The organism is Ralstonia soli, from assembly GCF_023955655.1.
Taxonomy (GTDB): domain Bacteria; phylum Pseudomonadota; class Gammaproteobacteria; order Burkholderiales; family Burkholderiaceae; genus Ralstonia; species Ralstonia soli.
This window is the reverse complement of sequence record NZ_JAMXHT010000004.1, coordinates 369,500-381,567: the sequence shown is the minus strand read 5'-3', so window position 1 is coordinate 381,567 and position 12,068 is coordinate 369,500. Positions and strand designations below refer to the sequence as shown.

Below are 12,068 nucleotides of genomic sequence, written 5' to 3'. Positions count from 1 at the left end.
CGCGCGGCCCGCCCGTTGGGATCAGGCCGTGGCCGGCGCACCTTCGCGCACGAATTCCGGTGCCGGCGGGGTCAGCGCCGAAACGGTCAGCACTTCGTAGCCGGTTTCCGTGACCACCAGCGTGTGTTCCCACTGTGCCGACAGGCTGCGGTCGCGCGTCTTGACGGTCCACTGGTCGGGCATCGTGCGGATGTCGCGCTTGCCTGCGTTGATCATCGGTTCAATCGTGAAGATCATGCCCGCCTTCAGCTCCATGCCCGTGCCCGGACGGCCGTAGTGCAGGATTTGCGGGTCTTCGTGGAACACCTTGCCGATGCCGTGGCCGCAGTATTCGCGCACCACGCTGTAGCCGGCGGCTTCTGCGTGCTGCTGGATCACGTGGCCGATGTCGCCCAGGCGTGCGCCGGGGCGTACCGCGGCGATGCCCTTCCACATGCACTCGAAGGTCACTTGCGTCAGGCGCTTGGCCAGGATCGAGCCTTCACCGACGATGAAGGTGCGGCTGGTGTCGCCGTAATAGCCTTCCTTGGTGATGACGGTGATGTCCAGGTTGACGATGTCACCGTTCTTGAGTGTCTTATCGCCCGGAATGCCGTGGCAGATGACATCGTTGACCGACGTGCAGATCGATCCGGGGAAAGGCGGATAGCCGGGCGGCGCATAGTTGAGCGGTGCCGGCACAGTGCCTTGCACGTCACGCATGTAGGCGTGGCAGAGCTCGTTCAGCTTGCCCGTCGTCACGCCGGGCGTCACGAACGGGGTGATGTAATCGAGGACTTCGGACGCAAGCCGGCAGGCCACGCGCATTTGCGCAATGTCTTCGGCGGTGTGGATGGTAACGGCCATGCTGTGACTCTTTCTACACGCGAGCGGGTTGGGCGCCGCGTGGGGGCTAAAGGGTGAATTATCGCACCAAAGCGGCCCGGACGGGGTTTTCGGGCGCCGGGCATCGGTCTTCGCCCGACTGCTGTGGATGTTCGGAAGGTCTTGAGTGGATTGGGTTTTTGCCGCTATAATCGCTGGCTAAGCAGTTGCCGGCCGTGTGGCTGGTGGCGCTTGAAATCGCGAGCCGCTTCACCGCGGGTGCTTCTCGTATCGCATGCGAGGGGTGTCTGAGGCGGCTTCAGACCTAACCCGACTGGAGAATTTCATGTCCGTGACCATGCGCGAAATGCTGGAAGCCGGTGTCCACTTTGGCCACCAGACCCGCTTCTGGAACCCCAAGATGGCCCCCTTCATCTTCGGCCATCGCAACAAGATTCACATCATCAACCTGGAAAAGACGCTGCCGATGTACCAGGACGCACTGAAGTACGTGCGCCAACTGGCAGCCAACCGGGGCACCATCCTGTTCGTCGGCACGAAGCGCCAATCGCGTGAGATCCTGGCTGAAGAAGCCTCCCGCGCTGGCATGCCGTTCGTCGACAGCCGCTGGCTCGGCGGCATGCTGACCAACTTCAAGACGGTCAAGACCTCGATCAAGCGCCTCAAGGACATGGAAGCTGCCAAGGAAGCTGGCGCTACCGAGACCATGAGCAAGAAGGAAGCGCTGATGTTCGAGCGCGAAATGGACAAGCTGGTGAAGTCAATCGGCGGCATCAAGGACATGGGCGGCATTCCGGACGCCATCTTCGTGGTGGACGTTGGCTACCACAAGATTGCCGTGACCGAGGCTGCCAAGCTGGGTATTCCGGTGATCGGCGTGGTTGACACGAACCACTCGCCGGAAGGCATCGACTACGTCATCCCGGGCAACGACGACTCGAGCAAGGCTGTTGCACTGTACGTGCGCGGCGTGGCCGACGCGATCCTGGAAGGCCGTGCAAACGCGGTCCAGGAAGTGGTGGAAGCCGCTCGCGGCGGTGACGACTTCGTCGAAGTCCAAGAAGGCTAATACACAAGAAGGCGCGCGCCCGTGGCTTGATTGCGCGGGACGCGTGCCAGGCCGTACCCGGTGTGATCACCGGGACGAAAGGCCAGACAGGGGCGCGTAACAAACGCCCCTTTTTTTTAATTTGTCATGCGGATGTCCCACGCGCGTCGTATCTCGTGGGGCGGCCGGATGGAAACCGGACGACAGGCCGGCGCGAAGCGAAGACGCAAAGACCGTTGTAGCGCGCGACCGGACGACGATCTGAAACAAGGAGCATGAAATGGCGGCAATTACCGCAAGCATGGTGGCAGAACTGCGCGCGAAGACCGACGCGCCGATGATGGAATGCAAGAAGGCCCTGACGGAAGCCGAAGGCAACCTGGAAAAGGCCGAAGAAATCCTGCGCGTGAAGCTGGGCAACAAGGCTGGCAAGGCGGCCTCGCGCATCACCGCTGAAGGCGTGGTGGCGGCTGCCGTGGACGGCACCACCGGCGCGCTGGTCGAGATCAACTGCGAAACCGACTTCGTTTCGAAGAACGACTCGTTCCTGGCCTTTGCCAACTCGGTGGCTGCGCTGATCGCCAAGAGCAATCCGGCTGACGTTGCCGCCATCGGCGCGCTGCCGCTGTCGCAAGACGGCTTTGGCCCCACGGTTGAAGACGTGCGCGTGGGCCTGATCGGCAAGATCGGCGAGAACATGACGATCCGCCGCTTCCAGCGTTTCGACGGCAGCAAGCTGACCTCGTACCTGCACGGCACCCGTATCGGCGTGATGGTGGCGTACGAAGGCGACGAAGTGGCTGCCAAGGACGCTGCAATGCAGGCTGCAGCCATGAAGCCGGTGTCGCTGTCGGCAGATGACGTGCCGGCCGAGCTGGTCGCCAAGGAGCGCAGCGTTGCCGAGCAGAAGGCTGCCGAATCGGGCAAGCCGGCTGACATCGTTGCCAAGATGGTGGAAGGCAGCGTGCAGAAGTACCTGAAGGAAGTCTCGCTGCTGAACCAGCCGTTCGTGAAGAACGATAAGCAGACCGTCGAGCAGATGCTCAAGGCCGCCAACACGACCGTGAAGGCGTTCACGCTGTACGTGGTGGGTGAGGGCATCGAGAAGAAGCAAGACGACTTTGCTGCTGAAGTGGCTGCCCAGGTGGCTGCTGCCAAGCAACAGGCGTAATGCTGCATCGATTGCTTCCGATGTTGAGTCGATCTGCCCGCCAGGGCTGGCCAACGAGGCCGGCAGGGCAACTTTTCTCCATCGGCGCGATCGTATAATGCCGAACAGACAGGGCACCGCAAGGTGCCCTGTTTGCAGGTGCAGCCTGCTTGCGCGGGCGCCGGTCGGTGATTGTGACCGGACGGCTTCCGCGCAAGAAGGTTGCGGGATGGGCGAATTCCGTGTCGCCTGCCGCGGCTGTCATTCCCCCTTCCTGTTTCCCATACAGGAATCGTCACGAGGATCTCCATGCCTGCCTATAAGCGCGTTCTACTCAAACTTTCCGGCGAAGCCCTAATGGGCGACGATGCCTTCGGCATCAACCGCAGCACCATCGAAGGGATGGTCAACGACATCGCCGAAATCGTGAAGCTGGGCGTGCAAGTGGCAGTGGTGATCGGCGGTGGCAATATCTTCCGCGGTGTCGCGGGCGGTGCTGCCGGCATGGATCGCGCCACGGCCGACTACATGGGCATGCTCGCCACGATGATGAACGCGCTGGCCCTGCAGGATGCCATGCGTCATGCCAACCTCGAAGGTCGTGTGCAATCGGCGCTGCGCCTGGATCAGGTGGTTGAGCCGTACATCCGCCCCCGCGCGATTCGCCAGCTGGAAGAGGGCAAGATCGTGATTTTCGCGGCCGGCACGGGCAACCCGTTCTTCACCACCGACACGGCCGCTGCGCTGCGCGGCTCGGAAATCGGTGCCGAGATCGTCCTCAAGGCCACCAAGGTGGATGGCGTCTACACCGCCGACCCGAAGAAAGACCCGAGTGCCACCCGTTACACCACCATCACGTTCGATGAGGCCATCTCGCGCAACCTGCAAGTGATGGATGCGACCGCTTTTGCGCTGTGTCGCGATCAGAAGCTGCCGATCAAGGTGTTCTCGATCCAGAAGCCGGGTGCACTTAAGCGCGTGATCCTGGGCGAAGACGAGGGCACGCTGGTGCACGTCTGAGGCGGTCCGAGCGCTTGTTCCACCCGAGGTCGCTAAGTCAACGCAAATGGCGTTGGTGTGCGGCTTCCATGTAAAATTGCCTATTGTCTTTTTGGTCTTGCCAGTGCCCTGTGTCCAATTCCGGGGCGCGTGTCTGGCAAGCCGCCGTTATCGTTCGGAGGAAGTATGAGCGTCGCCGATGTCAAGAAGAATGCCGAGCAGAAGATGCAGAAGTCGATCGAGGCTCTCAAGACGGATCTGGCCAAGATTCGCACTGGGCGTGCCCACACCGGTCTGCTCGATCACGTGCAGGTCGACTACTACGGCTCGATGGTGCCGATCAGCCAAGTCGCCAACGTGACCCTGGTGGACGCGCGCACGATTGGCGTGCAACCGTGGGAAAAGAAGATGGTGCAAGTTGTGGAGAAGGCCATCCGTGAAGCGGATCTGGGCCTGAACCCCGCGACCATGGGCGACATCATCCGCGTGCCGACGCCCGCGCTGACCGAAGAGCGTCGCAAGGAGCTGACCAAGGTCGTGAAGGGCGAAGGCGAAGACGCCAAGGTTGCCGTGCGCAACCTGCGCCGCGATGCCAACGAGCAGCTCAAGAAGCTGGTCAAGGACAAGGCCATCTCGGAAGACGACGAGCGCCGTGGCGGTGACGACGTCCAGAAGCTGACCGACAAGTTTGTCGCCGAAATCGACAAACTGGTCGCCGAGAAAGACAAGGAAATCATGACGGTGTAAGGCCGTCTCCCGCCGCCCGCGCGTTTTGGGCGAGGTGGCGGGGAGCCCGATTCATGCATATCAGTTCCACACTGGCGGTGCCAGACACCGCCGATACGCCGCGCCACGTTGCCGTCATCATGGATGGCAACGGTCGCTGGGCCACCGAACGCCATCTGCCGCGCGTGGCCGGGCACAGCCGTGGGCTCGAGGCCGTACGTGCGACGGTTGAAGCGGCGGCGCGCCGTGGCGTTGGGTACCTCACGCTGTTCGCATTCAGTTCCGAAAACTGGCGCCGCCCGGCCGAGGAAGTCACCTTCCTGATGAAGCTGTTCATGACGGCACTGCGCCGTGAAGTGAAGAAGCTGCACGACAACGGCATCCGCCTGCGCGTGGTGGGCGATCTGTCGGCGTTCAGCCCCCGCATTCAGCTGCTGATTCACGAGGCCGAGGCCAAGACGGCCGCGAACCCCGGCCTGACGGTCACCATCCTCGCCAACTACGGCGGGCGGTGGGACATCCTCCAGGCCATGCGTGCCTTGTTGGCGGCGCAGCCGGGCATCGCGCCCGAGGCCATCACCGAAGAGATGCTTGCGCCGTACATGGCGCTGTCCTACGCGCCGGAGCCTGATCTATTCATCCGCACCGGCGGCGAGCAGCGCATCAGCAATTTCCTGTTATGGCAGCTCGCGTATTCCGAGCTGTACTTTACTGATCGCTACTGGCCCGATTTCGATGCGACCGAGCTTGATCGCGCCTTTGCGTGGTATCGCAACCGCGAGCGCCGCTTTGGCCGCACCAGTGCGCAACTCGATGTTCCCCCTGCGCTGTCCGCCGGAGCCTGACACATGCTGCTGACTCGCGTGGTTACCGCTGTCTGCCTGCTGATTGTCATCCTGCCCATTCTGTTCTTCGCGCCGCCATCCGGCCTTGCCGGGTTGGTGACGGTATTCGCGGCGCTGGCCGCGTGGGAGTGGGGGCGCCTCGTGCGCTTGCCGGGCTGGTGGGGCCCGATCCTGTACGCAGCCGTCGTGGTCATGCTGACGATTGCTTGGCACGACGTTCCTGTCCGTGGTGATGTGCGGCCGCTGTTCTATGGCGCGGTGATCGCGTGGGTTGTTGCCTGGGGCCTGCTGGCCGGCGGCGTGCGCGCGTTGCACGGCTTGCGCAAGGTGGTGTTCACGCTGTTGGGCTGGGTGATTCTGCCGGCGTTTGTGCATGCCGCCATCGAATTGCGGGCGCAGGGTATCGCCTTCCTGCTCTCGGTGGCAGTGCTTGTATGGGCGGCGGACGTGGGCGCGTATTTTGTCGGCAAGGCCATTGGCCACCGCAAGCTCGCCCCTACCATCAGCCCCGGAAAGTCGTGGGAAGGCGCGATCGGCGGTGCGGTGCTGGTTGCGGTGATCGCCACTGTGGCTGGCGTTACGCACTGGTTTGCGCCGACGTGGTTTTCGCATGAGTTCGACCAGCGCGGTACGCTCGTCGCTCTGGCGCTCACCATCCTGCTGGTGGCGGCAAGCATCGGCGGTGACTTGTTTGAATCCCTGCTCAAGCGTCAGGTCGGCATGAAAGACAGCAGCCGCCTGTTGCCTGGTCACGGCGGCGTGCTTGATCGCATCGATGCGCTTTTGCCGGTGTTTCCACTGGCTGCGCTGCTGATTTCCTGAGGCGTCTGAACATGATCCGCTTGACCGTTCTTGGCGCCACCGGCTCCATTGGCGACAGCACGCTCGACGTGGTGCGCCGTCACCCCGACAAGTACCGCGTGTTCGCGCTGACTGCCAACGCGCAGGCTGACAAGCTGACCGCGCTGTGCCGCGAGTTCCGCCCGCACATGGCGGTGCTCGGTTCGGTGGCCGCAGCTGAGGCCTTGCGCGCGCAGCTCGGTGCCGATGCTGCCGGCATTGAGATCCGTGCTGGTGCGCAAGCGCTGGAAGAGGCGGCTGCCCACCCCGACTGTGATGCGGTGATGGCCGCCATCGTCGGTGCGGCGGGTCTGCGCCCGACGCTGGCCGCCGTGCGTGCCGGCAAGCGCGTGCTGCTCGCCAACAAAGAGGCGCTGGTGATGTCCGGCGCGCTCTTCATGGACGCCGTGCGCGAGCACGGCGCCACCGTGCTCCCGATCGACAGCGAGCACAACGCCGTTTTTCAATGTCTGCCGCAGCAGACCCCGCAGTTCGGCCGTGGGGTGTCGCGCATCGTGCTGACGGCGTCAGGCGGCCCATTCCGCACGCGCGCCGTCGAGACGCTCGCCGACGTCACGCCCGATCAAGCCTGTGCTCACCCCAACTGGGTCATGGGGCGCAAGATTTCGGTCGACTCCGCCACGATGATGAACAAGGGGCTGGAGGTGATCGAGGCGTACTGGCTGTTCGGTGTGCCGGTCGAGCGTCTCGAAGTGCTGATCCATCCGCAGAGCGTGATCCATTCGATGGTCGGCTACGACGACGGCTCCGTACTGGCCCAGCTCGGCAACCCCGACATGCGCACGCCGATTGCCTACGGGTTAGCCTACCCTGAGCGCATCGAGGCTGGCGTCCCGCTGCTGGATCTGGCGGCCACGGGAACGCTCACCTTCGAAGCGCCGGACTTGCGCCGCTTCCCTTGCCTGGCGCTCGCTTTTGATGCGCTGCGCGCCGGTGGCACAGCGCCTGCTGTGCTCAATGCGGCCAATGAAGTGGCCGTCGAGGCATTTTTGCAGCGCCGCATCCGGTTTACCGAGATTGCCGCGGTGGTGGACGACACCCTCGGCCGCGCCTCGATCGTGCCGGCCGACTCGCTCGACACCGTCTTTGCCGCCGACACAGAGGCTCGCCAACACGCCGAGCGCTACATTGCGACGGCGTGCGTGCCGTTGCCGGCTGCGTGAAAGCGGCCGCTCAGAGCGAGCGAGTAACATAGCGGGTTCGCGCAGGGTACATACCCGCGCGTGCCCTTCAGTGCATCCGGAGAAGGTTCTTGCAGACTGTTTTAGCCTTTGTCTTTGCGATCGCGGTACTGATCGTCATTCATGAACTGGGCCACTACAGCGTCGCGCGCCTGTGCGGTGTGAAGGTGCTTCGGTTCTCCGTCGGCTTCGGCAAGGTGCTGTTCCGCCGTGTGGGCCGCGGTCCCGATCACACCGAATGGACGATCTGCGCCATTCCGCTCGGCGGCTACGTCAAGATGCTGGGTGAGGGGTCGCGCGATCCCGAGAAGGATCCGCCGATTCTCCCCGAAGACCTGCCGCGCACGTTCGACCACCAGCCCGTCTATAAACGATTTGCCATCGTGGCGGCCGGCCCGATCGCTAACTTCCTGCTGGCGATCGTCCTTTATGCGGCGCTGGCATGGGTAGGGGCCGTCGAGCCGCTGCCCATTCTCGGGGCACCTCCGCCGGGCAGCATCGCCGCGCAAGCCGATCTGCGCGCCAGGGATCGCGTGATTGCGGTCGGCACGGAGGGCGATGCCCCCACACCGGTACGCAGCTGGAGCGATGTCCGCATGCGGCTGTATTCGGCCGGTATCGGCGGGCATGATGCGCTGGTGCAGGTGCGCGGCACCGACGGCACAGAACGCACCGTGCGCCTTCAGGGCTTGCCCAGCGCCGCCCGCACGCCGCAAGCCGACGTGATCGACCAGATCGGGCTGCGCCTGCTGGGCGGTCCCGTGACCATTGTCGATGTGCTGCCCTCCAGCGCCGCGGCCCGCGCCGGCTTGCAGGCCGGTGACCAGATCGTCCGCTTCGCCGGCCAGCCGGCCGATCAGGCGATGGACCTCATTCGCCAGATCCGCGCCATGCCCGAGCAGAACGCGTCGATCGATATCCTGCGCAATGGCCAGCCGATGACCCTGCCGGTCCGCCCCGATGGTGAAGCCGACCCCAAGAGTCCAAACGGGCCCAAGATCGGCAAGCTGGGCGCGCAGCTCAACCAGAAGGTAGAAACGGCCATGATCCGTGACGAGCCGCTGGCCGCCTTAGGTCATGCAGCGGGCGAAGTCTGGCGGACTTCGGTGCTGTCGCTGCAGGTGCTGGGGAAGATGATCGTGGGGCAGGCATCGCTGCAGAACTTGAGCGGGCCGATCACGGTGGCGGATTTTGCGGGCAAGGCGGCAAGCCTTGGCTGGCAGACGTTTGTGAGCTTTCTTGCGTTGATCAGCGTCAGCCTCGGTGTCCTGAACTTATTGCCCGTTCCGGTATTGGATGGGGGGCATTTGCTGTATTATTGCGTGGAATTTTTGACAGGCCGACCCGTGCCGGAATCCTGGCAAGCAGTCCTTCAAAAGATCGGCGTCGCCTGCATCCTGCTTCTCACTTCGCTCGCCTTGTACAACGATTTGAGTCGGTTGTTTCTGACTCGGGGCTAGACCGTATTTCACGCTTTATCGGTAAGCCACATCGTTAGCCCAAGCGTGAGCGGGCAACTCAGGGTTTTGAAAACACTCAGAACTGGATTCCAATTGGATCCAATTAGGGGATTAGATTGATCAGACAACATCGCTTCCCGCTCAGCGTGCTGGCGGCTTCCGTCCTGACCATTACTGCCGGTCAGGCTCATGCAGTGGAGCCGTTTGTCGTCAAGGACATTCGCGTGGAGGGGGTGCAGCGCGTCGAGCCGGGCACCGTGTTCGGCTATCTGCCCGTGAAGGTGGGTGAGACCTTCACCGACGAGAAGGGCGCCGAATCGATCCGCGCGCTCTACAACACCGGCTTCTTCAAAGACGTGCAGATCCGCTCCGAAGGCAACGTGCTCGTCGTGCGCGTGGAAGAGCGTCCGGCCATCTCGCAGCTTGAGTTCATCGGTTTCAAGGAGTTCGACAAGGAAGCACTGCGTCGCACGCTGCGAGGTGTGGGCGTGGCTGAAGCCCGCTACTACGACAAGTCGCTGATCGACCGCGCCGAGCAGGAAATTAAGCGCCAGTACGTTTCGCGCGGCTACTATGCCGCCGAAGTATCGACCACCGTCACGCCGGTCGATGCCAACCGTGTGTCGATCACCTTCACAGTGGACGAAGGCCCGACCGCCAAGATTCGCCAGATCAACATCGTCGGCAACAAAGCCTTCAAGGAAGGCGATCTGCGCGACGAGATGCAGCTGTCCACCCCCAACTGGCTGTCGTGGTACACGAAGAACGATCTGTACTCCAAGCAGAAGCTGACGGCCGACCTGGAGGCGTTGCGCTCGTTCTACCTCGATCGCGGCTACCTGGAGTTCGCCATCGAGTCGACGCAGGTTTCCATTACGCCGGACAAGAAGGACATCTACCTGACGCTGAACATCCACGAGGGTGAGCAGTACAAGGTGTCGGACATCAAACTGACTGGCGAACTGCTCGGCAAGCAGGCCGAGATGGAGAAGCTCATCAAGCTCAAGCAGGGCGATGTGTTCTCGTCGGCCAAGCTGTCGTCGACCACCAAGTCGATCACCGACTTGCTCGGCACGTATGGCTATGCCTTTGCCACGATCAACCCGCAGCCGCAGATCAACCAGTCGGACCGCACGGTTGCACTCACGCTGGTGGTCGATCCGGGCCGTCGCGTATATGTGCGTCGCGTGAACGTGGTCGGCAACAGCAAGACCCGCGACGAAGTGGTGCGCCGCGAAATGCGTCAGATGGAAGCGTCGTGGTTCGACGGCGAAAAGCTGCAGCTCTCGCAGAACCGCATCAACCGCACGGGCTACTTCACCGACGCGAACATCACCACCGAAGACGTGCCGGGCACGTCCGATCAGGTGGATGTGAACGTCAACGTGACTGAAAAGCCGACGGGTCAGATCAACCTGGGTGTGGGGTTCTCGTCCACCGACAAGCTGGTGCTGTCGGCCGGTATTCGTCAGGACAACGTGTTCGGTTCGGGTACCAGCCTGGGGCTGGACGTGAACACCTCCAAGGCGAACCGCACGATCGCGGTCACGCAATTCGACCCGTACTTCACGGTGGATGGCATCAGCCGCTCGACCGAGCTGTACTACCGCACGTATCGCCCGCTGTACTACACGGGTGACCAGGACTACCGCGTCGTGCAACAGGGCGGCAACGTCAAGTTCGGCGTGCCGTTCTCGGAAACCGATACCGTGTTCTTCGGCATTGGTTACGAGCGTACGACCATCGACGTGACGGCCAACACGCCGCTGGCCTACCAGAATTTCGTCGCCAAGAACGGCCGTATCACCAACAACTTCCCGATCACCATCGGCTGGTCGAAGGATCAGCGTGACAGCGCCCTGGTGCCGACGCGCGGCCGTTACCAACAGGCCAACCTGGAGTTCGGTATTCCGGGCGGCGATCTGCAGTACTACCGTGCGTACTACCAGCACCAGTACTTCTACCCGCTGTCGAAGTCGTTCACGATGGCGTTCAACAACGAAATCGGCTACGGCCACGGCTACGGCAAGAGCGACTTCCCGGTCTTCAAGAACTACTATGCCGGCGGTATCGGCTCGGTGCGCGGTTACGAAACCAGCACGTTGGGCCCGCGCGACGCCAACGGCGTAGCCATCGGCGGCGCCAGCAAGTTCGTCGGTAACGTGGAATTCATCTTCCCGCTGCCGGGTTCGGGCGTGGACCGCACCGTCCGCCTGTTCACGTTCTTCGATTACGGTAACGTGTTTGCCGAAGGCCAGCCGTACAAGCTTGGCGACATGCGTTACTCCACCGGTTTCGGTCTGTCCTGGCTGTCGCCGATCGGCCCCCTGAAGATCAGCATGGGCTTCCCGATCAAGCGCAAGGCCGAAGATCAAACGCAACGCTTCCAGTTCCAGATCGGGACTGCATTCTAATGACTGCATTCACCATGAAATCCACGCGCACCACGTTGTCCCGCATGGGCGTGTCCGTAGCCCTCGCCGCACTTGCCGCCGCCAGCTTTGCGCTGCCGGCCACCGCGCAGGAAGCTCGCATCGCTGCGGTCAATTCCGAGCGCATTCTGCGCGATTCGCAACCGGCCAAGGCCGCCCAGGCCAAGCTCGAAACTGAGTTCGCCAAGCGCGATCGGGAGCTGCAGGACATGGCGGCCAAGCTTAAGGCCATGTCGGACAAGCTCGACAAGGATTCGGCCGTGTTGGCTGACTCCGACCGCACCCGCCGTCAACGCGAGCTGTCGGATCTGGATCGCGACTTCCAGCGCAAGCAACGCGAATTCCGCGAAGACCTGAACCAGCGCCGTAACGAAGAACTGGCCCAGGTGCTCGAGCGCGCCAACCGCGTGATCCGCTCGATCGCTGAACAGCGCAAGTACGATCTGATCGTGCAGGAAGCCGTGTACGTGAATCCGCGCATCGACATTACCGACGAAGTGCTCAAGGCGCTGAACAATTCGCAATCGTCGAAATGAGGTTG

General features: G+C 62.7%; 11 protein-coding genes. 10 read left to right on the top strand and 1 reads right to left on the bottom strand.

Annotated features, from left to right (window positions below):
* Positions 1-21: 21 nt before the first annotated feature.
* Positions 22-846: a type I methionyl aminopeptidase gene (gene map, locus NG900_RS12060; protein ID WP_252680471.1), complete on the bottom strand. Its 825-nt coding sequence runs from the start codon at positions 844-846 to the stop codon at positions 22-24.
* A gap of 304 nt (positions 847-1,150) precedes the next feature.
* Here map and rpsB point away from each other — a divergent pair, with 304 nt between their 5' ends.
* The 10 genes from rpsB (at position 1,151) to NG900_RS12010 (ending at position 12,063) form a co-directional block, all read left to right on the top strand.
* Positions 1,151-1,894 (top strand): 30S ribosomal protein S2, encoded by a 744-nt coding sequence (rpsB, locus tag NG900_RS12055; RefSeq protein WP_252680469.1) that lies wholly within the window; start codon positions 1,151-1,153, stop codon positions 1,892-1,894.
* A gap of 259 nt (positions 1,895-2,153) precedes the next feature.
* On the top strand, positions 2,154-3,044 hold the full coding sequence (gene tsf / locus NG900_RS12050; protein WP_252680466.1) for a translation elongation factor Ts: 891 nt from the start codon (positions 2,154-2,156) through the stop codon (positions 3,042-3,044).
* A 288-nt stretch (positions 3,045-3,332) separates the two neighbouring features.
* The gene (gene pyrH / locus NG900_RS12045) at positions 3,333-4,043 is read left to right on the top strand and encodes a UMP kinase (RefSeq protein WP_009238238.1); all 711 of its coding nucleotides are present in this window, start codon (positions 3,333-3,335) and stop codon (positions 4,041-4,043) included.
* Between the two features lie 165 nt (positions 4,044-4,208).
* Complete coding sequence (gene frr / locus NG900_RS12040) at positions 4,209-4,769, top strand: ribosome recycling factor (protein ID WP_039595867.1); 561 nt, start codon at positions 4,209-4,211, stop codon at positions 4,767-4,769.
* Positions 4,770-4,822: 53 nt separating this feature from the next.
* On the top strand, positions 4,823-5,593 hold the full coding sequence (gene uppS / locus NG900_RS12035; RefSeq protein ID WP_252680465.1) for a polyprenyl diphosphate synthase: 771 nt from the start codon (positions 4,823-4,825) through the stop codon (positions 5,591-5,593).
* A gap of 3 nt (positions 5,594-5,596) precedes the next feature.
* Positions 5,597-6,415, top strand: a complete 819-nt coding sequence (locus tag NG900_RS12030; RefSeq protein ID WP_252680463.1) for a phosphatidate cytidylyltransferase — start codon at positions 5,597-5,599, stop codon at positions 6,413-6,415.
* 11 nt (positions 6,416-6,426) lie between these two features.
* Positions 6,427-7,617 (top strand): 1-deoxy-D-xylulose-5-phosphate reductoisomerase, encoded by a 1,191-nt coding sequence (gene ispC / locus NG900_RS12025; protein WP_252680461.1) that lies wholly within the window; start codon positions 6,427-6,429, stop codon positions 7,615-7,617.
* An 89-nt stretch (positions 7,618-7,706) separates the two neighbouring features.
* Positions 7,707-9,095 (top strand): RIP metalloprotease RseP, encoded by a 1,389-nt coding sequence (rseP, locus tag NG900_RS12020; protein ID WP_252680459.1) that lies wholly within the window; start codon positions 7,707-7,709, stop codon positions 9,093-9,095.
* A 116-nt stretch (positions 9,096-9,211) separates the two neighbouring features.
* On the top strand, positions 9,212-11,509 hold the full coding sequence (gene bamA / locus NG900_RS12015) for an outer membrane protein assembly factor BamA (RefSeq protein WP_252680457.1): 2,298 nt from the start codon (positions 9,212-9,214) through the stop codon (positions 11,507-11,509).
* Positions 11,509-12,063: an OmpH/Skp family outer membrane protein gene (locus tag NG900_RS12010; RefSeq protein WP_252680454.1), complete on the top strand. Its 555-nt coding sequence runs from the start codon at positions 11,509-11,511 to the stop codon at positions 12,061-12,063. The genes bamA and NG900_RS12010 overlap by 1 nt, the downstream gene beginning before the upstream one ends.
* The last annotated feature ends 5 nt before the right edge of the window (positions 12,064-12,068 follow it).

Coding starts and splice junctions, on each gene's coding strand:
- tsf (WP_252680466.1), top strand. CDS start 2,154: ATGGCGGCAATTACCGCAAGCATGGTGGCAGAACTGCGCGCGAAGACC.
- map (WP_252680471.1), bottom strand. CDS start 846: ATGGCCGTTACCATCCACACCGCCGAAGACATTGCGCAAATGCGCGTG.
- uppS (WP_252680465.1), top strand. CDS start 4,823: ATGCATATCAGTTCCACACTGGCGGTGCCAGACACCGCCGATACGCCG.
- ispC (WP_252680461.1), top strand. CDS start 6,427: ATGATCCGCTTGACCGTTCTTGGCGCCACCGGCTCCATTGGCGACAGC.
- frr (WP_039595867.1), top strand. CDS start 4,209: ATGAGCGTCGCCGATGTCAAGAAGAATGCCGAGCAGAAGATGCAGAAG.
- NG900_RS12030 (WP_252680463.1), top strand. CDS start 5,597: ATGCTGCTGACTCGCGTGGTTACCGCTGTCTGCCTGCTGATTGTCATC.
- pyrH (WP_009238238.1), top strand. CDS start 3,333: ATGCCTGCCTATAAGCGCGTTCTACTCAAACTTTCCGGCGAAGCCCTA.
- rpsB (WP_252680469.1), top strand. CDS start 1,151: ATGTCCGTGACCATGCGCGAAATGCTGGAAGCCGGTGTCCACTTTGGC.
- NG900_RS12010 (WP_252680454.1), top strand. CDS start 11,509: ATGACTGCATTCACCATGAAATCCACGCGCACCACGTTGTCCCGCATG.